General features: G+C 69.9%; 20 protein-coding genes and 1 tRNA gene. 12 read left to right on the top strand and 9 right to left on the bottom strand.

The annotated features are described in order from the left end of the window. Positions 1-34: 34 nt before the first annotated feature. Positions 35-1,039: a sigma-70 family RNA polymerase sigma factor gene (locus CG723_RS27015; protein ID WP_100596094.1), complete on the bottom strand. Its 1,005-nt coding sequence runs from the start codon at positions 1,037-1,039 to the stop codon at positions 35-37. 154 nt (positions 1,040-1,193) lie between these two features. On the opposite strand from CG723_RS27015, the gene CG723_RS27010 reads away from it, so the two are divergent. Then, positions 1,194-1,769, top strand: a complete 576-nt coding sequence (locus tag CG723_RS27010; RefSeq protein WP_100596186.1) for a GNAT family N-acetyltransferase — start codon at positions 1,194-1,196, stop codon at positions 1,767-1,769. A gap of 11 nt (positions 1,770-1,780) precedes the next feature. On the opposite strand, the gene CG723_RS27005 is transcribed toward CG723_RS27010, so the two are convergent. Further along, positions 1,781-2,548, bottom strand: a complete 768-nt coding sequence (locus CG723_RS27005) for a dioxygenase family protein (protein ID WP_199841910.1) — start codon at positions 2,546-2,548, stop codon at positions 1,781-1,783. A gap of 107 nt (positions 2,549-2,655) precedes the next feature. Here CG723_RS27005 and CG723_RS27000 point away from each other — a divergent pair, with 107 nt between their 5' ends. After that, positions 2,656-3,168, top strand: coding sequence for a MarR family winged helix-turn-helix transcriptional regulator (locus CG723_RS27000; protein WP_199841909.1), 513 nt, complete (start codon positions 2,656-2,658; stop codon positions 3,166-3,168). A 31-nt stretch (positions 3,169-3,199) separates the two neighbouring features. On the opposite strand, the gene CG723_RS26995 is transcribed toward CG723_RS27000, so the two are convergent. Next, positions 3,200-4,684, bottom strand: coding sequence for an MFS transporter (locus tag CG723_RS26995; protein ID WP_100596093.1), 1,485 nt, complete (start codon positions 4,682-4,684; stop codon positions 3,200-3,202). A 153-nt stretch (positions 4,685-4,837) separates the two neighbouring features. Next, the gene (locus CG723_RS26990) at positions 4,838-5,509 is read right to left on the bottom strand and encodes a TetR/AcrR family transcriptional regulator (protein WP_100596092.1); all 672 of its coding nucleotides are present in this window, start codon (positions 5,507-5,509) and stop codon (positions 4,838-4,840) included. A 264-nt stretch (positions 5,510-5,773) separates the two neighbouring features. Here CG723_RS26990 and CG723_RS26985 point away from each other — a divergent pair, with 264 nt between their 5' ends. Next, complete coding sequence (locus tag CG723_RS26985) at positions 5,774-7,051, top strand: M6 family metalloprotease domain-containing protein (RefSeq protein WP_100596183.1); 1,278 nt, start codon at positions 5,774-5,776, stop codon at positions 7,049-7,051. A 6-nt stretch (positions 7,052-7,057) separates the two neighbouring features. Here CG723_RS26985 and CG723_RS26980 read toward each other — a convergent pair whose 3' ends face one another. Continuing rightward, positions 7,058-8,776: a class I adenylate-forming enzyme family protein gene (locus CG723_RS26980; RefSeq protein ID WP_100596091.1), complete on the bottom strand. Its 1,719-nt coding sequence runs from the start codon at positions 8,774-8,776 to the stop codon at positions 7,058-7,060. A 409-nt stretch (positions 8,777-9,185) separates the two neighbouring features. Here CG723_RS26980 and CG723_RS26975 point away from each other — a divergent pair, with 409 nt between their 5' ends. From CG723_RS26975 to CG723_RS26955, 5 genes are all read left to right on the top strand, one after another. Beyond that, on the top strand, positions 9,186-9,710 hold the full coding sequence (locus CG723_RS26975) for a 2Fe-2S iron-sulfur cluster-binding protein (protein ID WP_100596090.1): 525 nt from the start codon (positions 9,186-9,188) through the stop codon (positions 9,708-9,710). Next, positions 9,707-10,690 carry an FAD binding domain-containing protein gene (locus tag CG723_RS26970; protein ID WP_100596089.1) on the top strand — a complete coding sequence of 328 codons (984 nt, stop codon included), beginning with the start codon at positions 9,707-9,709 and terminating at the stop codon, positions 10,688-10,690. Before CG723_RS26975 ends, CG723_RS26970 begins: the two co-directional genes overlap by 4 nt. A gap of 9 nt (positions 10,691-10,699) precedes the next feature. Continuing rightward, positions 10,700-12,928, top strand: coding sequence for a xanthine dehydrogenase family protein molybdopterin-binding subunit (locus CG723_RS26965; protein ID WP_100596088.1), 2,229 nt, complete (start codon positions 10,700-10,702; stop codon positions 12,926-12,928). 251 nt (positions 12,929-13,179) lie between these two features. Beyond that, a tRNA-Arg gene (locus tag CG723_RS26960) sits at positions 13,180-13,252 on the top strand. A 241-nt stretch (positions 13,253-13,493) separates the two neighbouring features. After that, on the top strand, positions 13,494-13,703 hold the full coding sequence (locus tag CG723_RS26955; RefSeq protein ID WP_100596087.1) for a hypothetical protein: 210 nt from the start codon (positions 13,494-13,496) through the stop codon (positions 13,701-13,703). Positions 13,704-14,153: 450 nt separating this feature from the next. Here the strand turns inward: CG723_RS26955 and CG723_RS26950 are convergent, their stop codons facing one another. Next, entirely contained in the window at positions 14,154-15,173 is a 1,020-nt protein-coding gene (locus tag CG723_RS26950; RefSeq protein WP_100596086.1) for a hypothetical protein, read from the bottom strand. A 124-nt stretch (positions 15,174-15,297) separates the two neighbouring features. Between CG723_RS26950 and CG723_RS26945 the strand changes: the two genes are divergently transcribed. After that, positions 15,298-15,870 carry a TetR/AcrR family transcriptional regulator gene (locus CG723_RS26945; protein ID WP_100596085.1) on the top strand — a complete coding sequence of 191 codons (573 nt, stop codon included), beginning with the start codon at positions 15,298-15,300 and terminating at the stop codon, positions 15,868-15,870. Between the two features lie 357 nt (positions 15,871-16,227). Here CG723_RS26945 and CG723_RS26940 read toward each other — a convergent pair whose 3' ends face one another. Then, positions 16,228-17,226 (bottom strand): DUF1259 domain-containing protein, encoded by a 999-nt coding sequence (locus tag CG723_RS26940; RefSeq protein ID WP_100596084.1) that lies wholly within the window; start codon positions 17,224-17,226, stop codon positions 16,228-16,230. Positions 17,227-17,493: 267 nt separating this feature from the next. On the opposite strand from CG723_RS26940, the gene CG723_RS26935 reads away from it, so the two are divergent. Next, positions 17,494-18,339: an alpha/beta fold hydrolase gene (locus CG723_RS26935; RefSeq protein WP_100596182.1), complete on the top strand. Its 846-nt coding sequence runs from the start codon at positions 17,494-17,496 to the stop codon at positions 18,337-18,339. 501 nt (positions 18,340-18,840) lie between these two features. Here the strand turns inward: CG723_RS26935 and CG723_RS26930 are convergent. Further along, positions 18,841-19,137 carry a hypothetical protein gene (locus CG723_RS26930; protein ID WP_159032551.1) on the bottom strand — a complete coding sequence of 99 codons (297 nt, stop codon included), beginning with the start codon at positions 19,135-19,137 and terminating at the stop codon, positions 18,841-18,843. A gap of 535 nt (positions 19,138-19,672) precedes the next feature. Here CG723_RS26930 and CG723_RS26925 point away from each other — a divergent pair. Beyond that, positions 19,673-19,864: a BTAD domain-containing putative transcriptional regulator gene (locus CG723_RS26925; RefSeq protein WP_100596082.1), complete on the top strand. Its 192-nt coding sequence runs from the start codon at positions 19,673-19,675 to the stop codon at positions 19,862-19,864. A 55-nt stretch (positions 19,865-19,919) separates the two neighbouring features. Here the strand turns inward: CG723_RS26925 and CG723_RS26920 are convergent, their stop codons facing one another. Continuing rightward, on the bottom strand, positions 19,920-21,287 hold the full coding sequence (locus tag CG723_RS26920; protein ID WP_100596181.1) for an FAD-binding oxidoreductase: 1,368 nt from the start codon (positions 21,285-21,287) through the stop codon (positions 19,920-19,922). Between the two features lie 297 nt (positions 21,288-21,584). On the opposite strand from CG723_RS26920, the gene CG723_RS26915 reads away from it, so the two are divergent. Next, positions 21,585-22,718 carry a sulfite oxidase gene (locus tag CG723_RS26915; protein ID WP_234374535.1) on the top strand — a complete coding sequence of 378 codons (1,134 nt, stop codon included), beginning with the start codon at positions 21,585-21,587 and terminating at the stop codon, positions 22,716-22,718. Positions 22,719-22,757 lie beyond the last annotated feature (39 nt).

Raw genomic sequence — 22,757 nt, 5'->3', positions numbered from 1 at the left:
GAGCGCGGGGGCCGGGGGCAGCGCCCCCGGAACCTCACGCGGCGGCATCGAACCCGGTGTCCCGAGCCAGCTTCTTCAGCTCAAGAAGCGCGTGCTTCTCGATCTGCCGGATCCGCTCGCGCGTCAGCCCGTGCTCCTTGCCGACCTCCGTGAGCGTGCGCTCACGGCCGTCGTCGATCCCGTACCGCATCTTGATGATGGACGCCGTGCGCTGGTCGAGGCGGCCGATGAGGTCGTCCAGCTCCTCGCTGCGCAGCAGCGTGAGGACGGACTGCTCGGGCGACACGGCGGACGTGTCCTCCAGAAGGTCACCGAACTGCGTATCGCCCTCGTCGTCCACCGGCATGTTCAGCGAGACCGGGTCGCGGGCCCAGTCCAGGACGTCGACGACGCGAGCGGGCTTGGAGTCGAGCTCGGCGGCGATCTCCTCGGGCTCGGGGTCCCGCCCGTTCTTCCGGTTGAACTCGCGCTGCACGCGCCGGATGCGGCCCAGCTCCTCCACCAGGTGGACGGGGAGCCGGATCGTGCGCGACTGGTCGGCTATCGAGCGCGTGATGGCCTGCCGGATCCACCACGTCGCGTACGTGGAGAACTTGAAGCCCTTGCGGTAGTCGAACTTCTCGACCGCGCGCACCAGGCCCGCGTTCCCCTCCTGGATGAGGTCGAGGAGCGGGAGACCGCTCCTCGGGTAGCGGCGCGCGACGGCCACGACCAGGCGCAGATTGGACTTGATGAAGACGTCCTTGGCCCGCTCACCCGCGGCGACGAGCGCTTCGAGCTCCTCGCGGGACGCCTTGCCCGCGGCTTCGCTCTCCGCCTCGCCGTCGAGGATCTGCCGGGCGTAGACGCCCGCCTCGATCGTCTGGGAAAGTTCGACTTCCTTGGCGGCGTCCAGCAGCGGCGTACGCGCGATCTCGTCGAGGTACATGCCGACCAGGTCGCGGTCGGCGATCTCGCCGCCTACGGCGCGAACACTGCGTGCGCCGTCGGTCTCGCCGGAGGCGGCGGACTTACGACGGGCGACGGCACGGGTTGCCATGCGTGCTCCCTTGCGATGGTGGGCGGGGGCCTGCGGTGGACAGGTCCTGTGGTCCTGTGGTGCCAGGCACACCCTCCCGGGTGCCCTGCATCCGATGGAAACAACGACTGGAATCCGGACAGAATTCCCAAGGTGCCCATCGATTTTCGTGATCATGCAGTACCCTGTGCCGCGATCGGCCGGATACGGGGAGGTCCTCAGCGTGACGGAGTCCACAGAAGTGCTGGTCAGGCCCGGCGCCGAAACCGATCTCGACGCTCTCACCGCCCTCTACAACCACTATGTGCGTGAGACGCCGATCACCTTTGACACGGCTGTCTTCACCCCGCAGGAGCGCCGTCCTTGGCTGCTCTCCCACCTTGAAGACGGCCGGCACCTGCTGCTGGTTGCCCAGGAGCGCGATTCCGGCCGCGTCCTCGGCTACGCGACCTCGGGACCCTTCCGCGCGAAGGCGGCGTACGACACCTCGGTGGAGGTCAGCGTCTACTGCGCGCCCGACGCGGGCGGTCGCGGCATCGGCACCCTGCTCTACAAGGCGCTCTTCGAGGCGCTCGCGGGCGAGGACGTCCACCGCGCGTACGCGGGCATCACCCAGCCGAACGAGGCCTCGGACCGCCTGCACACCCGCTTCGGCTTCACCTACGTGGGCACGTACCGCGAGGTCGGCCGCAAGTTCGGCCGCTACTGGGACGTGGCCTGGTACGAGCGCCCGGTCAACAGCGACACCTGACCGAGCGGCACCTAGCCGAACTGCACCGACCGCTTGGCCAGCCCCATCCAGAACCCGTCAATGACGCTCCGCTGCCCATCCAGCCCGCCGGAGGCGTCGGCCGCCCCCATCGCCACGAACAGCGGAGCGAAGTGCTCCGTGCGCGGGTGGGCGAGCTGCCCGGCCGGGGACTTGTGGGTGAAGTCGAGCAGGGCGTCCACGTCGCCGCTCTCCAGGGCTCGGTGCCCCCAGTCGTCGAACTCGGCGGACCAGGCGGGGATCCCGCCCTGCCGCAGCGCGGCGAGGTTGTGCGTGAAGAAACCCGAGCCGACGATCAGGACCCCCTCGTCCCGCAGCGGCGCGAGCTTGCGCCCGATGCCCATCAGCTTCTGCGGGTCGAGCGTCGGCATGGAGATCTGTAGGACCGGGATGTCGGCTCCGGGGTACATCTCGACGAGCGGGACGTACGCCCCGTGGTCGAGGCCACGGTCCGGGATGTCCTGGACCGGGGTGCCGGGGCCGTGCAGCAATTTCCGTACGGAATCGGCCAGTTCGGGTGCCCCAGGGGCCTCGTACCGCACCTGGTAGTAGTGCTCGGGGAAGCCCCAGAAGTCGTAGACGAGCGGCACGGTCTCGGTGGCGCCGAGGGCGAGCGGGGCCTCCTCCCAGTGTGCGGAGACCATCAGGACGGCCCTGGGGCGCGGCAGTTCGGCCGACCACGCGGCGAGCTGACCGGTCCACAGGTCGTCGTCGGCGAGCGGCGGCGCGCCGTGGCTGAGGTAGAGAGCGGGCATACGCATGGCGACACTCCTGGACGACGGGACCCCGGAACGAATTACTTGAAGTCTCAAGCTGTACCAACAGAGTAGTACCCGATTGTTTAATCTTCAAGAAGGAGGTACGTACAGTGGACCCCATGACGACGGCACCCACCCAAACCCCTCGCTGGCTCACGGACGAGGAGCAGCGCACCTGGCAGGCGTATCTCCATGCGACCACGCTGCTGGAGGACCACCTCGACCGCCAGCTCCAGCGGGACGCGGGCATGCCGCACATCTACTACGGGCTGCTCGTCCAGCTCTCCGAGGCGCCGCGCCGCCGCCTGCGCATGACCGAGCTGGCCATGAACGCGAAGATCACCCGCTCCCGCCTCTCGCACGCCATCGCGCGCCTGGAGAAGAACGGCTGGGTGCGCCGCGAGGACTGCCCGTCCGACAAGCGCGGCCAGCTGGCGTGCCTCACGGACGCCGGGTACGAGGTCCTGTCGCGGACGGCGCCCGGTCATGTCACCGCTGTGCGGCAGGCGCTCTTCGACCGGCTCTCCCCGGAACAGCAGAAGTCCCTCGGCGAGATCATGAGGATCGTCGCCGAGGGACTTCAGCCGAAGGAGGCGGGGGCGGATCTCCCCTGGCTCCGGTAGTGCCCTGAATCTGCTTCGGGCTTGATACGGGTCAGTGCGCGATCACCGGGATCTGCACCTCGTCCTGCGCGTCCTCCGTGGAACCGGAGGCCTTCGGGGCGGCGCTGCCCGGGACACCCGTGTTGATGAGGGTGACGGCGATCGTGGCCGCCACGGCCAGGATCCCGACGGCCCACCAGATGGCGTGGGTGTAGCCGTTCACCATGGCCTGCGCCTGGAGGAGCTTGGCGTTGGTGGCTCCGGCCGCGTGCGAGGCGACGTAGGCGGTGGTCGCCGACGCGGCGATCGTGTTCAGCAGGGCCGTGCCGATCGCGCCGCCGACCTGCTGCGAGGTGTTGACCATCGCGGAGGCGACACCGGCGTCACGCGGCTCGACACCGTGCGTGGCCAGGGACATGGCGGGCATGAACGCCGTACCCATGCCGAGGCCCAGCAGCAGCTGCGCCGGCAGGATCAGGAACGGGTACGAGGAGTCGATCTCCAGCTGCGTCAGGAGCAGCATGCCGAGCGCCGCGACCAGGAAGCCGGGGCCCATGAGCAGCCGCGGGGGGACCCGCGTCATCAGCCGGGCGCCGATCTGCGTGGAGCCCGTGATCATGCCGACGATCATCGGCAGGAACGCGAAGCCGGTGGTCACCGGCGAGTAGCCGCGGACGACCTGGAGGTAGTACGTCAGGAAGAGGAACAGGCCGAACATCGAGATGACGGCGAGACCGAGCGACATGTAGACGCCGCCGCGGTTGCGGTCGAGCAGGACGCGCAGCGGCAGCAGCGGCGAGCGGACCTTGGACTCGGTGAAGACGAACCCGAGCAGCAGCACGGCGGAGGCCACGAACAGGCCGACCGTCATGGCGTCGGACCAGCCGTTGGACTCGGCGCGCGTGAAGCCGTAGACCAGGGAGACCAGGCCGAGGGTCGACAGGACGACGCCCGGGATGTCGAGCGACGAGCGGTTACGGGAACCGGCCGGCTCACGGATGACGAAGTAGGCACCCGCGGCCGCGATGATCGCGAACGGGATGTTGACGAAGAACGTCCAGCGCCAGTCCAGGTACTCGGTGAGGAAACCGCCGAGGATCAGGCCGACGGCGCCACCGCCACCGGCGATCGCACCGTAGATGCCGAACGCCTTGGCGCGCTCCTTGGCGTCGGTGAACATCACCGCGAGCAGGGAGAGCGCGGCGGGCGCGAGCAGCGCGCCGAACACGCCCTGGAGGGCGCGGGCGCCGAGCATCATGGCCTCGCCCTGGGCCGCACCGCCGAGCGCGGACGCGAAGGCGAAGCCGAGCAGGCCGGTGACGAAGGTCCGCTTACGGCCCCACATGTCGGCGATGCGGCCGCCGAACAGGAGCAGTCCGCCGAAGGCGAGCGCGTAGGCCGTGATGACCCACTGCTTGTTTCCGTCGGAGATGCCGAGGTCCTGCTGGGCCCACGGCAGGGCGATGTTCACGATGGTCGCGTCGAGCACGACCATCAGCTGGGCGAGTGCGATGAAGACGAGTGCCTTCCAGCGCATGGGGTCTGCCTTGGGCAGATCTATTTTCGGCAAAGGGGTAGCCACGACGGCACTCCAAGTCTCGAATAAGCGTGAAATATCGGGTGTTACGGAAGCTGCTGAAGATGTCTGTGAACTCCGCCGGCGAGCCGGCGGCGGCGGGGCGTGGGTGGATCAGGCCTGCCGGAGGTCCTCCAGAGTCGCGGGCGCACCCGGAAGCTCCGAGCGGGCCGGTGCCATCAGGCCGTCGAGGAACAGCTGCAGATGGCGGTGGACGAAGCGGTCGATGTCCAGGCAGGCGATGCCGGGCAGGGGCCTGGTGAGCTGGGAGAGGGCGACCATCAGATCTCCGACGGCGATGTCGGTGCGCAGCTGCCCGGCCGCGCGGGCCCGCTCCATGAGGCCCTCGGTGCCGGCCTCGAGCCGGTCGCGGGCGGCCAGCAGATCGGGATGGTCCTTGTCGAAGCCGGCCGTGAGCATCGGGCACAGGGCGCCGATCCGCTCTTCCGCGGCCGCGTGCACGAACGTGCGCAGCGCTCCGAAGGAGTCGTCCGGGTCGGCGTCCGCGACGGCGAGCGCCCGTTCGGCGTGTTCGGTGACGCTGTCCATGACGGAGAGGACGACGTGCCGGAGCAGGTCGGCGCGGTCCGCGAAGTGCCGGTAGACCGTGGCGTTTCCGACGCCCGCGCGGCGGGCGATCTCGTCGATCGGCACCTCGGCGCCGAACTCGACGACCATCTCGCGAGCGGCAGCGACGATCCGCTCCCGGTTGCGCAGGGCGTCGGCGCGCGGCTTGGGCACGCGCTTCCCCGTCGCGGGTGCGGTGGTGGTGGCTGCGGCACTCACGGTTCTGGCTCCTTCCGGCGGACGTTGCGGTCATTCTCCGTTGTCTGCTCGTTCCGGGGAGTGAGTCCCCGTTTCTTGCGGACACAGGCCTAAACGGGGAAGGCCTCCCCGGTTATTTCCCGCCATTCGTGTGACCTGGGCCACACTTCCGAAAAACCCACGATCGGCGCACTCAGCGAGCGGCCCGGCACACCCCGTCACAGGGTGATCGAAGGACGCAGCCCGCTCCCGGGACTGCCGGGGACCGAGGGTGAGGCGATCTCATTGCGGCAGCGCATACGCAGGGCCCGGCGCAGCGCGGGGCTCGCGGGGCTCACCGCAGTGGTCCTCGCCGTCACCACGTCTGCGAGTACGGGCCGCCTCATAGAACAGTCCCCGTCCCCGTCCGGTTCGGGCTCCGCGTCCCTGTCCCGGCCGGCCGCGCTGAACCCCTGCATGATCCAGGGCGCACTGGGCGTACAGATGTCGGAAGGCATGCCCACACAGCCGGGTTACGCCCGCTCCACGGGCACCGTCCACGCCCTGAACCTCATGGTCGACTTCTCCGACGCCCCCGGCCAGGGCACCGCGCTCGACCGCCTCGGCGAGTTCTTCCCGCAGACCAAGGACTGGTTCCGCACCGGCTCGTACGGGAAGCTCGACTACCGCCCGGAGGCGCCGATCAGGCACTGGCTGCGCATGCCGAGGACGTTCGCCGAATACGGGATAGCACGGGGCGCCCCTTTCGACCCCGGCTACCGCGACCTGGTCGACGACATCGTGGCCAAGGCAGACCCGGACGTGGACTTCCGCGACTACGACCTGATCAACATCCTCGTCACCCCGAACGCGGGCCCCTCCGCCCTGGACACCGTGCTGTCCGTGACGTTCGCCGGCAACCACGAGGCGCCGGTCGCCGACGGCGTCCACGTCGCCAACGCGTCGTTCGTGTACAGCCGCCAGGACGACGGCTCGGGCTCGTACGCCGAGACCGGCTACCGCGTACTGCCCCACGAGAACGGCCACACCTTCGGCCTGCCCGACCTCTACACCCAGGACGGCGGCGGCGCCGTCGGCCACTGGGACATCATGAGCGAGGACTGGGGCGCCGGCAACGACCTCCTCGGCTGGCACAAGTGGAAGCTGGGCTGGCTCGGCGACAACCAGGTCAGCTGCGCGTCGGCGCACGGCACCAGCGAGCACACCCTGTCCCCGCTCGGCGTCAAGGGCGGCCCGAAGCTCATCTTCGTACCGCTCACCGCGAAGACGGGGTTCGCGATCGAGGTCCGCACGCGCGAGGGCAACGACGAGGCGGTGTGCCGGCCCGGCGTCCTCATCTACCGGGTCAACGCCGACGTCGACACCGGCCTCGGCCCGATCACCGTCGAGGACGCCACCAAGGACAGCGGCGGCTGCACCCGCAGCCCGAACGTCCACGCGGAACTCTCCGACGCCGCGTTCACCTCGGGCGAGACCTTCAAGGACCCCAAGACAGGGGTGAAGATCAAGGTCGCGGCGGCGGACCAGAAGGGGGACTATCGGGTGCTGGTCACACGGAAGTGACGTTGCCTAGGCAGAGCCGGCCGGGGTAGTGCCCGCCGGGTGGACGGCCTCCCCCACCGGTCCGCGCAGCTCCCGCTTCAGGAGCTTGCCGGTCGCGTTGCGCGGGAGCGGGGCATCCCGCAGGAGCACGTGCGCCGGCACCTTGAACGCGGCGAGCGACTTGGCGACGTGGGCCCTGACCGCGTCGGCGTCCAGCTCCGACCCGGGCCGCACCTGCACGACCGCGGCGACCTCCTCGCCGAGCACCGGGTGCGGCACGCCGAGCACCGCCGCGTCGAGGACGTCCGGATGGTCGTGCAGGACGGCCTCCACCTCCACGCAGTACACGTTCTCGCCGCCCCGGATCACCATGTCCTTGATCCGGTCGACCACGCTGACCCGCCCGTCCCGCAGCGTCGCCAGATCCCCGGTCCTGAACCAGCCGCCCGGAGCGAACGCCGCGGCCGTCGCCGCCTCGTCACGCCAGTAACCGCGGATCACCGACTGCCCGCGCAGCCACAGCTCCCCCACCTCACCGTCGGCGACAGCCTCCCCGCCGGGCCCGGCGATCCGCACCTCCACGGCGGGCGCGGGCCTGCCCACGCTCTCCGGGTGGGCCCGGTACTCCGCGCCGAAGTTGGCGGTGACACCGCCGAGCGTCTCGGTCAGCCCGTATCCGTTACGGGGCTCCACGCGCTCCCCGAACCGGGCGGTGAGCCGGGCCACGAGGTCGGGCGGCGCGGCGGCGCCTCCGGTGTTGAACATGGCGAGCGTCGGCATGTCGTCACCCGCGGCCTCGGCGGCGTCGAGCAGTTGCAGCGCGGTCGCCGGCACACCGCCGTAGTTGGTGATCCCGTGCTCCCCGATCGCCTGGAGCGCCTTGTCCGCGTCCCACTTGCGCAGCAGGACGAGGGTGCCGCCGGCCGCCATCGCCGCGTAGAAGCCGGTGAACGCGGCGACATGGAAGAAGGGGAAGGTGAGCAGCGCGACGGGCGTGGGCCCCTGCCCGGGAATCTGCCCGCGCCGCAAGGCCGAAACGGCCGCGAAATAACGGGGGTTGGCGATCGCCCCGACATGCGCGCGGTGCGTGGCGACGGCGCCCTTGGGCCGCCCGGTGGTCCCGGAGGTGTAAATGATGGTGGCGTCGTCGTCGGGCTGAACGTCGGCATCGGGCGGCCCGAGCGAGGGATCGGCGGCGGGCAGGTCCTCGTACCGCTCGCAGCGGTCGCCGGGGAGGTCGCCGTCATGGTGAAAGACAAGGGTCCACGGCCGCGGCCCACCCTTCCGGGCCAGCCACGGCTCGACGCGCTCCAGCCGCTCGCCGTCGACGAGGAGCACGCCCGGCTCACAGTCGTCGAGGGCGTAGGCGAACTCGTCGGCGGCCCACCAGGCATTGAGCGGAACGGCGACGAGGCCCGCCAACTGGGCGGCCCAGAAGGCGATCTGCCACTCGGGGTGGTTGCGCATGGCGACCACGGCACGGTCACCGGGCCGCAGCCCGTACACATCGACGAACCGACGGGCGAGCGCGCAGGCCTCGGCGAAGAACTCCCCGTAGCTGAGCCGCCCACTCCCGGCGATCAGAAAGGGCGTGTCCCCGAAGGCCCAGGTCGTCTCGACGAACTCACGCAGGGTCCGCGGCCCGTCGGCGTACTCGAGCCCACCGCTCTCGCTCCGCACGACGGCGAAGGGGGCGCCGGGCGAGGTGAGCAGGTCGACGACGGGGTCGGCTGATTGCGGCTCCATGGACAAGGCCCCTTCCCACTGGCCGAACACGATCTACAGGCCTTCGTTCACGATCTACAGGCCTTACGGACGCTACGTCGCCGATGACGCGTGTCACAGGGGCTTCCTCAAGATTTCCCCGAGACCTCCTGCACAGACACGACGCCGGCCCGTGTCCGTCACCCGGCGCCGGTTCGCGGGGTGGCTGCGCGGGATGCGCGCCGGGCTGCCGCGCAGAAGCGCCCGGTCGAGTGAGGCGGGCGCGGTCGAGCGCCCTCCGGCGAGCGGCGCATCGGTTTCTGCGAGATCTTGAGGAGGAGTGCGCGCCACAGCGGCGACGCATATCCAGGGTGACACCCGCACTCAGCGAGGAAGGCGGGCTGTGGTGAGTGATTCGGATACGGGCGCCGCAGGGCGGAGCCAGGGCGAGATGGCCCAGCTCTCGGCGATCGAGTTGAACGTCAACGATCAGGTGCGACGGCTCGAGGTGGATCCACGGACCTCGCTGCTCGACGCGCTGCGCGAGCACCTGCGCCTGAGCGGGACCAAGAAGGGGTGTGATCACGGGCAGTGCGGCGCCTGCACGGTGTTGATCAACGGCCGACGCGTCAACTCCTGTTTGACGCTCGCCGTGATGCATGACGACGACGAGATCGTGACGATCGAAGGCCTGGGCGATCCCGATGCCCTGCACCCCATGCAACGTGCCTTCGTCGAGCGTGACGGCTTCCAATGCGGCTACTGCACTCCCGGCCAGATCTGTTCGGCCGTCGGCATGATCGCCGAGGTGGAGGCGGGCTGGCCCAGCCACGCCACCGCTGACGTGGCCTCGACGCGGATCGCGTTGACCGATGAGGAGATCCGCGAGCGGATGAGCGGCAACATCTGTCGGTGCGCCGCCTATCCGAACATCGTCGCGGCCATCCGTGGCATCGCTGTGGGAGACCCGGAATGAGATCCTTCACGTACGAGCGAGCGACGGACGCACAGGCCGCCGTCGCAGCGGTGTCCAGGGCCGGCGCGAAGTTCATCAGCGGCGGCACCAATCTGCTCGACCTGATGAAGCTCGACATCGAGAAGCCCAGCCATCTGGTCGACATCAGTCGGCTTCCGTTGCGGGATATCGAGGAGCTCCCGGACGGCGGACTGCGTATCGGGGCCCAGGCGGCGAATTCCGATGTGGCCGCCGATTCCCGAGTGCGTACCCGCTACCCGGTGCTGTCGGAGGCACTGGTGGCCGGCGCCTCGGGCCAGCTGCGCAACAAGGCGTCCACCGGGGGAAATCTGCTGCAGCGCACTCGCTGCCCCTACTTCTACGACACGGCTGCGGGCTGCAACAAACGGGATCCCGGTTCCGGATGCTCGGCGATCGGCGGGTTCAACCGGATTCACGCCGTCCTCGGCGCCGGCGACTCCTGCATCGCCACCCACCCCTCCGACATGGCCGTCGCGATGACCGTGCTGGAGGCGGAGATCGAGCTGCTCGACGCCGACGGGTCGGTACGCCGCGTCGGCATCGCAGACTTCTACCGGCTGCCGGGCCAAACGCCGCACATCGAGACCGTGCTGCGTCCTGGCGAGATGATCACGAGCGCGCTCCTGCCCCCGCCCCCGGCGGGCCGGCAGATCTACCGCAAGGTGCGGGACCGGGCGTCGTACGAGTTCGCGCTGGTCTCCGTGGCGGCTGTCGTCTCGACCGATCAGGGAGCGATCAATGAGGCGCGGGTGGCTTTCGGCGGTGTGGCGCACAAGCCCTGGCGGTCCGTCGAGGCGGAGGCCGCGTTGACCGGCCGTCCCGCCACGATGGCCACCTATCGCACCGCCGCCGAGGCCGCGATGCGCGACGCCGTGGGGCAGGGGCACAACGACTTCAAGATCGAGCTGGCCAGGCGCACGCTGTGCCGCACGCTGGCGCAAGCGGCCCGGGCGAGCTGAGGAGACGAGATGATCGGACAAGCTCTGAACCGCGTCGACGGCCCGTTGAAGGTCGCCGGCCAGGCCACCTACGCCTACGAGCAGTGGGGGGCCGGCCAACCTCTCTACGGGTTCATCGTCGGCGCGACGATCGGCAAAGGCCGCATCACCCGGATCGACACCGAGAGCGCCGAACGCGCACCCGGCGTAAAGATGGTGATGACCTATCACAATGCCCCCGCGCAGGGCATCCGTGACGAGTCCATTCCGTTCGAATACTGGCGCGCCCAGCCGGTGCTGACCGGCCCCGACATCCACTATTACGGCGAGCCGGTGGCATTCGTCGTCGCCACGGCCCTCGAACAGGCCCGAGCGGCCGCCGGTCTGGTCGAAGTCGAATACGCCGACGCACACGGACGTTTCAACTTCGCCGAGCAGGAAGACGAGGTGTACATCCCGAAAGTGGTCAACGCCGGTCTCCCGACCGACACTGCGGTCGGCGATTTCGATGCCGGTTTCGACAGCGCGGCGGTCAAGCTCGACCAGGAGTACACGACGCCGTACGAGCTCTCGATGCCGATGGAACCGCACGCGTGTCTGGCGGAACCGCGCGACGAGGACCTGGTCGTCTACGTCAGCTGCCAGATCGTCGACGCGGCGCGGGCCTCCGTCGCCGCCACGCTTCGGCTCGACCCGGAGCGGGTCCACATCGTCACCCCCTTCGTCGGCGGGGGATTCGGCTCCAAGCTGGGCATCCATTCCGAGACGATCCTGGCGGCGCTCGCCGCTCGCGAGTTGCGCCGACCGGTCAAGGCCGCGATGACCAGGCAGCAGATCTTCCAGCTCGTCGGCAACCGCCCCACAACCAGCCAGCGGGTTCGACTGGGCGCGGAGCGGGACGGACGGCTGACCGCGATCGCCCATGACGTCACCATGCACACCAACCCCGACGTGGAGTACGCCGAGCAGACCGCCGCCACGACCCGCAGCCTCTACGCCGCGCCCCACCGGTTGACCAGCCACCGGCTTGCGCCGCTCGATCTGCCGCCCGGGACGGACGTACGCGCACCGGGCGAAGCGCCGGGCATGCTGGCGGTCGAGTCGGCGATGGACGAGCTGGCCCATGCGCTCGGGATGAACCCGGTCGAGCTGCGGATCCTCAACGAGCCCACCGTCGATCCCGAGCGAGACGTGCCGTACAGCGACCGGCACCTGGTCGAGTGCCTGCGCGAAGGCGCGCGCCGGTTCGGCTGGGAGCACCGCCCCGCCACCCCGGCGAGCGTGCGCGACGGGCGCTGGCTGGTCGGCTACGGCATGTCGGCCGCCATCCGCGGGCACTTCCAAGGGCCGACAGCGGTGCGCGTGCGGTTGGAGGCCGACGGCACCGCCGTCGTCCAGACAGACATGACCGACCTCGGCACGGGCACGTACACCGTCCTGACCCAGGTCGCGGCCGAGGGTCTCGGACTGCCGCCCGATCGGGTGCGGATCGAGCTCGGGCGTTCCGACTTTCCCACCAGTTGGGGGTCCGGCGGCTCGTGGGGCGCCGCCAGCTCGTGCAATGCGGTGCATGGGGCGTGTATGACCCTGCGCGAGCAGCTCCTGGCCGCGGCGCGCGGCGACACCCGCTCTCCGCTGCACGGCCTGGACCCGGCGGACGCCGTGTTCTCCGACGGCAACGTGGCCATCGGCGGCGCGTCCGAGGCGCTGAGCGAGATCGTCGCACGCAACCGTCCGGAAGGGTTCGAGGCGGAGGGCGGTACCCGCTTCATGGGCGATGATCCGAACTACACGGACTACTCGATCAACACCTACGGGGCCCATTTCGCTGAAGTGGGGGTCGACGCGGACACCGCCGAGATCCGTCTGCGGCGGATGCTCGGCGTGTTCTCGGTGGGCCGCGTGCTCAACGCGAAGACGGCTCGCTCGCAGCTGATCGGCGGCATGATCTGGGGAGCCGGCGCGGCCCTCGAAGAGGAGGCCGTGGTCGACCTGCGATCCGGCGCCTTCGTCAACCGGGACTTCGCGCAATACCTGGTGCCGGTGCACGCCGACGTCCCCGACGTCGACGCGGTCGTCCTTGACGGGTACGACGACAAGGCCAATGTCCTGGGCGCGAAGGGCGTCGGCGAGCTGGGCATCTGCGGGGCCGGTGCGTCGATCGCGAACGCGGTGTTCAACGCCACCGGCGTGCGTGTGCGCGACTTCCCCATCACCATCGAGAAGGTGCTGCCCGGTCTGCCACTGATGGATGCCTGAATCCGTGAGTCCCCTGCTGATCCACATCGACTGCGCCTGGCTGAGCAACTCCGTCACCCGAGCCAAGATCACCCACGCGCTCGCAGCCTGAGCCGGTACGCACATCTCTCCGCCCTCGGATCAGGCACCACCCGCTACACTGATCGCGGTGGCTGCGCCCTCACGGGCTGCCACCGCGACCTGTCGCCAAGCACGCCTGAGCAGTCCGCCCACCTCGGCAGACTTTCAGGGTCGTTTTCCGACAGATCCCCGCCTTCGTAGCTCAGGGGATAGAGCACCGCTCTCCTAAAGCGGGTGTCGCAGGTTCGAATCCTGCCGGGGGCACAGACAGGTTCGTGCAGGTCACGGATCATATTGCGAGGCTCCCCCCGGGATCATCCCGGGGGGCAGTACGTATTTCTCGCCTTCACGTCCGCGCTGGGGCGGCCGACTACCAGGGGCTCCAGCTCCCCGGCCACGACTCGCAGGTCTGCTCGCCGTCACCCATTCTGAGTAATAGGGCGTCCCTGACATGAGCCCGGTCATCCCGAAGCACCGCACCAGGGATGCTCGAGAGGAGAAAGCCATGCGTATGCGACGACTGCTAGGCCTCGCCCTCGCCACAGCAACCCTCGCCGGCGCGAGCGCCGTCGGCGTCGCCACCGCTCAGGCAGCGACGTATCCGGCCATCTCGGCCGACCAGTGCACGGCCCAGGGCGGAACGGTCAACCAGGGCGGCCCCTACCGCGGCCCCACGTGCAGCTTCCCCGACGGGCACTCGGAAAGCATTACCTGAGCGCGCCGGACCGGATGGACAGGGCATGGCGGCCCTGCCATCACAGATCCGCCGGGGCTCCCTGCGCAGAGCGTGACGAGCGCGCACTGCTCGACCTCCGGCGAGACGGCACAACTCGGGCCTGCCCTCCTGCCGGCCCGTAGGCCCTCCACAAGCTGTGGTGACGGCAGTTTCTGACGGCGACGTCTGCACACTGCAGGGGGGCTCGGCCGCTTCCCGGAGCACGTACCGCGCCTTGCCGTCGGCTCGGCAGGCAGGCGAGCCGTCCAGATGGTCGAACTCCTCGAAGCGGGTGTCGCAGGTTCGAATCCTGCCGGGGGCACAGCGACGATGGCCGGCTCAGGAGGGGTTTCTCCGGGGTTTCTCCCGGGCCGGCCTTTCGGCGTTCGAGAAGGACCCTGCGGGCCCGCAGTGGTATGTCTGCGACACGGCCTTCACCCTGACCGCGGGTCAGGTGGTCACCCGAGCGGGCCGTCGCCTCAGGTGGGGGCGCAGGCTCACCAGGACCGCGGCGATCACCGCCCACAGCGCGAGGGTGGCCAATGGCTGCACCGCCTGCGCGCCGTGGAAGTAGCTCAGGTCGGTCACGGCGCGGACGGCCGCGCCCGGCGGCAGCAGGGCGGAGACGGCGCGAGCGGCGGAGGGCAGGAGGTCCGGGCCGATGGTGGCTCCGCTGGTGGAGTTGCCGACCGTGAGCAGCAACAGGGTGGCGACCGGCACGCCGACCGGGCCGAGGTAGGTGCCCAGCAGCTTGGTGGTGAACGCGGCTGCCGCGGCCAGCAGGGTCAAGCCGAAGGCCAGCGGAACCACCGGCGCGGGCACCGCCCCGAGGATGGGTCCGGCGATGACGGTGGCGACGATGCCGATGGCCACGGAGACGCCGGACAGCAGCCAGAACCGGTGGCGCAGGTGCAGACGGTTCGCGAGCCCGAGGGCGTTCTGGGCGAGGACGAAGCCGGCCAGCGTGACGCCGAACGCCATGTAGAACCCGGCCAGTCCACGGGAGTCGAAACGGGCGAACGGGACGACGTCCACCGTGGTCAGGCGCTGGCTCGACCCGTGGGCATAGGCGCCGATCAGGCTCTTGACGGCCGTCGTCGTCGACTGCCCGTTGGCCCCGCCGACCTCCAGGCGCAGCCGGTCGGAGTCCGCGCGGCCGCTGACCGCGGCCACGACATCGCGACGCTCCAGCTCAGCGCGTCCCGTGGCGGCGTCGGCGACAGGATGGACATCGACGCTGTCACCGAGGACCTGGCGTATCTCGCCCGAAAGCTCCTGCCCGGCGACAGCCACCGGCACCCGGTGCGGCTGCGGGTTGCGCTGCAGACCGACGTAGCAGCCGACGAAGGCCGCCACGACGACCAGGGCGATCACGGCCGGCTGGAGCCAGAGCCGGACCGGTGGCGCGGTCGAGGAGGAGGCGGTGGTGGTCAGGTCGGCTTCGGCGGCCGGGCCGAGGCGAGTGGCCATGAAATGTCTCCTGTGAAGGGGCGCGCCCTTGGATGAGGGGAGGGGCGCCCAAAATAGATTATGTGGATGATCTAAATAGCAGCGTACGATAGATGTCTTCCGACATCCAAAAAGGAGGTGCCCTATGGGTCGCGTCTCACATGCACAGGCACAGGCGAACCGCCAGCGGGTCGTGGAGCAGGCCTCGCAGCTGTTCCGCGAGCAGGGCACGGGCGTGAGCGTCGCGGATCTGATGAAGGCGGCCGGCCTGACGCACGGCGGCTTCTACAAGCAGTTCGCCTCCAAGGAGGCTCTGATCGACGAGGCGGTCGTCCACGCGGTCGGCGAACTGGCCGAGCGCCACGCCACCACGCTCGAGGAGCACGAGGGGCACCGCGTCGAGGCCCAGCAGGCCCTGATCGACGGATACCTGTCCGTCCGGCACCGGGACAACCCCGCCTCGGGCTGCCCCGTCGCCGCGCTCGCCACCGACATGGCCCGGACCAGTGGCGACCGCGGAGCGCACCGCGCCTACACCGAAGGGGTACAGGACTTCACCCAGTGGCTCGCCACCGACGACGAGGACGGCATCGCCCGGCTGTGCACCATGCTCGGCGCCCTTCTCCTGGCCCGTGCCACCAAGGACTCCCCGCTGTCCGAGCAGGTCCTCTCCGCCGCCCGCACCGCACTGTCACCCGCCCCGCAAGCACGTGTCTGACGTCCGCTGCGGACATCAACGACACCGGACGGGGCGTACACCAGCGTCTGTGTCCGGGCATCGCATCAGTCCCCGGCAGCAGCTGGACCGCGCTCGGACCGAACTCCTTGAAGCGGGTGTCGCAGGTTCGAATCCTGCGGGGGGCACAACACAGAGGGCCAGTTCAGGGGCTTGATCCCCTCGAACTGGCCCTTTGCCGTGATCACGGCCGTGCCACACGCGTGCCACTACGTCTACGAGTCCGCCTTGAGCGCGGCCGGCTGCATCTGTATCGACGTCTCGTGGAAGGCGGGCGAAGGGCCGCAGTGGGGGGACTGCGCAAGGTTGGCTGGACACTCCTGTTACTGGGACGCGCTCCTAGCCGGCGACTCCAGCCATCGGTACGACGTTGGTGACGTCCACGGCCCGGCGAATGGCCTCGGTGAGCCTGACGGCATCGCCGACAGCCCAGTAGTGGACAAAGAACAGGTGAGGGTTGTCGTTGAGGTGGTGGTGATGCACCTCGACGAGTTCGACCCCGCCGCGCCGCAGGGCCACGAGGACGGGCTGGACCTCCTTGGCGATCATGACCAGATCGCCGCTGACCGCGGCCTTTCCGCCGCCGAGCGGCTGAAAGTTGACGGAGGTGGTGGCGCCCAGTCCTGGAGGCAGGGCCAAATTGCCGTCGGCGATGGTCTCACGGCGGATATAGGTGCACGTGTAGATCTCGCCGCTGACTGCCCCCTTGACGCCCATGGCGGCATCGATCGAGGCAGTGTCCAGGTCGACGGGCGGCGAGAGGGTGACGGGTTCGGCAGGCGGGGTGCTGGTGCGGTTCAATGCCGCGCGTACACCGCGCGCAACGGCGACCGGATCGCGGCCGTGAGCATGCAGGTGAACCCACCAGACATCCGGATCATGTGCCAGCAGATGCTTGTGGATGGCGGTCAGCATGATTCCCCGCTGTTGCAGGACGTCACAGAAACCCTGCAGTTCACGCTCGGTGACGACGGTGTCCCCCATCATGAGCGTGCCGTGGTCTGCGTACCGGACGAAGGACACGTGCGTGCCCAGAGCGAGGGCAGGCTTGATCAGAATGCCTCGGGAAAAGACCGTGAGGTCTCGGCGCGGAAAGGCCGTGTGGTACATGAACCGCCGCATGTCACCGGTGCGGCCAAGAGCCTTACCCACGTCCGCCCAGTCCGCCGGCTCGGTCATCACCGGCTCGACCAGAACGCGTCCCTCAGGTCCGAAAGGCAGGGACTGGGCCCGAGCCGGCACCGTGGCACATGCCGGCGCAAGGGCTAGCGCGGCCAGCACACCACGCCGGGACGCGGCCAGTCGGGGGCGGGTGTCCTGCTGTCGCTCGTCATTCATTTGAAAGGCCTCCTGACCCAAGGGAAGCAAGGAAGACCGCGTCGACCGCTGATCGACACAGCTGCGTCCCATCAGTTGGGCTGCCTAGCGGACACCCGACCTCGCTCCCGGAGCTCACCAGCGTGAACAGCATGGCCGGCGCGGCCCCAGCGCACCCACGGTCACGATGACCGCCTGTCAGTGGCGCAGAACCATGCAGGCAAACAACCAGACTCAGCCGATGGCTCCGCCAGACTCATGGGCATGGACTTGGACTTGGACTCGGACATGGACGAGACGGTGGTGGCGGAAGACAGGGTCCGGCTCTGGGCGACCCGGGTCGGTACGGGTGCCCCGGTGGTGTGCTGCCATGGCGGCCCCGGGCTGTGGGACACCTTCGGGGATATGGCTGACCTGCTGTCGGACACCGCCACGGTCCATCGTTGGGATCAACGGGGATGCGGCCGGTCACAGCGCTGCGGACCGTATTCGGTGGCTCGCTCCGTGGCCGACCTGGACGCCGTCCGCCGGCATTTCGGGCTGGCCCGGACGGCACTGCTGGGCCACTCATGGGGCGCCCAGTTGGCGTTGTATTTCGCACTGGAACATCCCGATCGCGTAAGCAAGTTGGTCTACGTATCCGGCACCGGAATCGATCGGAGTGCCACCTGGCACGGGACGTACAAGCAGAACCTGCGGGCCGGTCTCGGGACTCACCTCAGCCGTTGGGAAACGCTGAGGAGCCGGGAGCGTGACGATGCGGAAGACCGTGAGTACTCGGTGCTGCAGTGGTCGGCGGACTTCAGCGAACGGGAACGCGCGCTTGAGCGCGCCGAGCACATGGCCACACCCTGGCTCGGCGTGAACTTCGAATCCAACGCGGCCATCAACGCCGAGACCGAGCGCACATGCGGAACGTCGGCCCTGCGCGCGGCCTGCGAGAGGCTGGATGTCCCGACGCTGATCGTGGACGGTGCGGAGGACATCCGGCCCCGCTGGGCGGTCGATTCGCTGGAGCAGGCCCTGCCTCAGGTGTCGCGGAAGGTGTTGCGCGGTGCCGGACATCTTCCGTGGGTCGAGGCCCCGTCCGACTTCCGCGCTGCGGTGGGCGGCTTCCTCGCCGGTCGCCCGTAACGGTCAGGACGAACGGTCAGGAAGAACGGCCAGGACGAACGGCCAGGAAGATCCGATCAGCACCGGTGTGACCACGCGAAATCCGTGGATCATCCGCGCACTCGGCGGCACCTTGCCCGCGTGACTCACAACCGAAAGGGCAATGCCGCGTAGGCGCCCCTCCGCAGTGCGGGACGCGCTTCGCGTACGCGCCCCCCGCCACTGCTTCCGCTGCCCGTACCCGCCGATCAACCGGCTGCCGGGGGCATGCCTGGCCGACATCCGCCGGCTCGAGCACATGCGCTTCTGGCCGGGCGGCACATCCTGGGCAAGCGAGCGGTCGCCCATCCGAGAGGCGATCGGCAGAAGTTGGCCATCGGCAGCGCCGGCTCGGGTTCATCGAGGAGGGGCGGCTGCGCGATCACGTGTTCCACGGCGGGCGCCATCACCATCTCGTTCTGCTGGCGATACTGGGGCGGAAGTTCGCCCGGAGTCACCCGTGACCGGACGAGTCCCAGTGCTTCACGCCGTGAGGACGTCCTCGTAGCGGGCGTGGGCCACCACCGCGCGGATCGCTTCCTCGACGCTCCCCAGGCCCGAGGAGATCTCGTCCGTGGTGAAGATCCGGCCGGGGCGGACCCGCGCGTACGCGGCCCAGGTTCCCGTACGGGACGAGATGACGTAGCCGACCGGATAGCCGCCGGGGATGCCGTCGTCCACGCAGACGTACACCACCTCGACGGCGTCGCTCCGCTCCACGCTCAGGAAGAGCCCGCGTCCCTTCAGCATCCGCTCCAGAGGGCTGCTCGCTGCTTGCATGTTCCACTCCTTCCGCATGGACGGCGGCCGCTCCCCGGCTACGGCCGCCGCCGGTCCAGCGCGCCCCGGCCGCCGGAGAACTCCCGGTGCTCGACGGGCACTTCCGAACCATCGCGGCACACGCTGAAATGCCAATGAAATTCCGATGATGCGGACGATGGCGCGCGCCGTGACGCGCACCGCGACGCGGGCAGTGGGCGCTCGGTGAGCGTGGAGCGGAGGCTGCGGGTGGGTCAGGGGTCTCGTCGGGCGGTTCGGCTCGCCGTGCTCGGGCCGGTGCGTGTCTGGCGCGGCACCACGCCGCTACAGCTCGGCCCCGTCCGTCGGCAGGCCGTCCCCGCGGCGCCGGCCCTGCGGCCCGGATTCCTTGTCAGCCGGGAGCAGTTGCCAGACGGGATCTGGGGCGCCGGCCCTCCGAACTCCGGTCGCAACGTACCGCCCACCTACGTCTACGCGCTACGGCGGCCCTCGACGCCGAGGGCACCGGTCCCGCGCGGTCCTGATCCGCGGAGAGCCGGGCGGTTACCGCCTCGTCATGGGCGAGGCGCAGCTCGACGCGACGGACCTCGCCGATCACGTGGACGCCGCCCGGCGCGCGAAGGCGTCCGGCGATCAGGCCACCGCCGTGGAACGGCTCTCGGCCGCGCTCGCCCTGTTCGAGGGCGGGCCGCCGGCCGGGCTGCCTGGGCCGTTCGCCGACGTGGAGCGGTGGCCGTGCGCGGCGTGACGCTCCTCCTGACGGCGGTGACGCGGGCCGTCACTGAGGGAACGGTCCCGAGTGCCTACGCCGCCTCCCCCGCCGCCGGTTCGATGTTCTGGTTGGCGTGGAACAGGTTCCTCGGGTCGTACTTGCGCTTGACCTCCGCCAGGCGGTCGTAGTTGTGACGGTACGTCGCCTGGACGCGGTCCTGATGCTCGTCCTCGCCGATGAAGTTCACGTACGAACCGCCCATCGAATACGGGTGCAGGTCGTGCCAGTACGCCCTCGCCCACTGCTTGACCGCCTCCGCGTTCGCCGGGTCCGGGTCGATGCCCGCGATGACGCCCGACCAGACCGCTTCCCGGTAGCCCCAGGCCGTCGCGTCCTCGGAGACCCGGGACGCGGCCGCGTTCACCGGGTAGAGGTGCATCGTCGACAGCGGTGTGGGGAGGTTCTCGGCGAACTTGGTGTGTACGTCGATCGCCTCGTCCGTGATGCGGTCGAAGAAGTCACCGCGCCAGTACCACTGCAGGCCCTTGGGGAGCAGCTCGTCGAACATCGCCTGGAGCGCCGGGTACGGCATCGGTGCCGTGAACCGGAAGGCGGGCGGGCCCGCTTCCGCCACCGCCGCGATCGCCTCGTCCGTAAGGGCCAGGTCTCCCGTCCAGCACCACACCACCCCGCACATCTTCCGGCCGTGGATCTCCTCGGGGAACGGCGGTCCCGGCGGCACGGTCAGCGCGACGAAGAATCCGTTCAGGTCCTCGGGCGCCTCCGGCAGGAACTCCCGGTACCACTCCAGGACCTCACGGGTCTTCTCGACCGGCCACAGCGTCAGCGCGACGCCCACCGTGTGCACCGGATGCAGCTCGAACTTGAACGCGGTGACGATGCCGAAGTTTCCGCCGCCGCCCCTCAACGCCCAGAACAGGTCGGAGTGTTCGGTCTCGCTCGCCGTGACGAAGCTGCCGTCCGCGAGGACCATGTCCACGCTGAGGAGGCTGTCGATCGTCAGGCCGTACTTGCGCGTCAGGTGGCCGTGACCGCCGCCGAGGGTCAGGCCCGCGATGCCGGTCGTCGACATGATTCCGGCGGGTATCGCCAGGCCGAACGCGTGCGCCGCGTGGTCGAGGTCGCCGAGCTGGCTGCCGCCGCCGACCCACGCCGTCTTCTGCGCGGGGTCGACGCGCACCCAGCGCATCGGTGACAGGTCGATCGTGATCGCGTCGTCGACGAGGCACAGGCCGCCGCCGCTGTGGCCACCGCCGCGTACGGCGAGTTCCAGTCCGTGGTCGCGGATGAAGTCGACCGCCGCCATGACGTCCGCCGCGTCCGAGCAGCGCACCATCGCGGCCGGCCGCCGGTCGATCATGCCGTTGTAGATCTTGCGCGCTTCGTCGTACTCGGGGTCGCCCGGCGCAATCACCGGGCCACGCAGCTCAGTTCGCATCAGTCCGACGACGTCCGTGGCGGTGGGGTCCGGGGCGGTGGTGCCAGTGCCGGTATCGGTATCCGTGTCGTTCATGGCGCTCCTCGACGGGACGCATCGCTACGCGGACCGCTGTCCCCCCGTCCCGTCCTTCCGCCTCCCGGCGGCGTCGGTGAGCGGTTTGTGCGCCGGCGTGCGGGCCCCCGTCAGCCACCGACACACCTCATCGAGCGCCGGCTGACACTTCCAGGATCCGCCCGCCCGGCAGGCCCCGCAATCGCGGAGCACCATGAAGACATGGATGGATCGGACTGAGTCATGGACGGATCGGACCATGTCATGGACGGACCGGACGATCTCGGCGGCGTCAGCCGTCCCGGCCGGCTCGCCGCCCTGGGCGAAGGCATCACCCCCGATGAACTCGCGCTCGCCGCACGTAATCACGGCCTCCCCCTGGAAGCCCTCCGCTACGACGTCACCCCGCCCGGCCTCCACTATGTCCTCGTCCATTACGACATCCCGGCCGCAAGCGCCGACGACTGGCAGCTCACGGTCGACGGCCTGGTCAGGACGCCGCTGACCCTCGGTCTGGCGGCCCTGCGGTCCCTGCCCGCCGTCACGCGCCGCGTCACGCTGGAGTGCGCGGGCAACGGCCGCGCCCTGCTCACGCCCCGGCCGATAAGCCAGCCCTGGCTGGTCGAGGCGGTCGGCACGGCGGACTGGACCGGCGTGCCGCTGCGCGTCCTCCTCGACGAGGCCGGGGTGGACACAGGCGCCGTCGAGGCCGTCTTCACCGGCGCCGACCACGGTGTCGAGCGCGGTGTCGAGCAGGACTACCGGCGGAGCCTGCCCGTCGCGGTGGCCTCCGGTGACGTGCTCGTCGCGTACGACATGAACGGCGCGCCCCTGCCGCCGCAGCACGGCTACCCGCTGCGGCTCGTCGTCCCCGGCTGGTACGGCATGGCGCATGTGAAGTGGCTGCGCGGGATCACGCTGGTCGACGCCCCGTTCGACGGGTTCCAGCAGGCGGTCGCGTACCGCGTCCGGTGGGACGCCGACGATCCCGGCGAGCCCGTCACCAAGATCCTGCCGCGTGCCCTGATGATCCCGCCCGGGTTCCCCGACTTCATGTCGCGGGCCCGCGTCGTCCGCCCCGGGCCCGTACTCCTCGAAGGCCGCGCCTGGTCCGGGCACGGCCCCGTGACCAGGGTCGACGTGACCACGGACGACGGCGCCACGTGGAGCGAGGCCGCGCTGGACGGGGACCCGTCGGACAGGCAGGCGGCGGCCTGGCTGCGCTGGCAGGCCCCGTGGACCGCCGTGCCCGGCACCCACGTCCTCGGCGCCCGCGCCACCGACGCCACCGGCCGCGCCCAGCCGCTCACGCAGCCGTGGAACCGCGGCGGCTTCGCCAACAACATCGTCCAGCGCATCCCCGTCCACTGCCTCTGACCGCCGGTCCGGTCACGGCAGACTCCGTCACCGCCGGTC

The sequence above is a fragment of the Streptomyces sp. CB01635 genome, assembly GCF_002803065.1.
Taxonomy (GTDB): domain Bacteria; phylum Actinomycetota; class Actinomycetes; order Streptomycetales; family Streptomycetaceae; genus Streptomyces.
The sequence above is the reverse complement of the archived record's forward strand: the minus strand, read 5'-3'. Positions and strand labels throughout refer to the sequence as shown.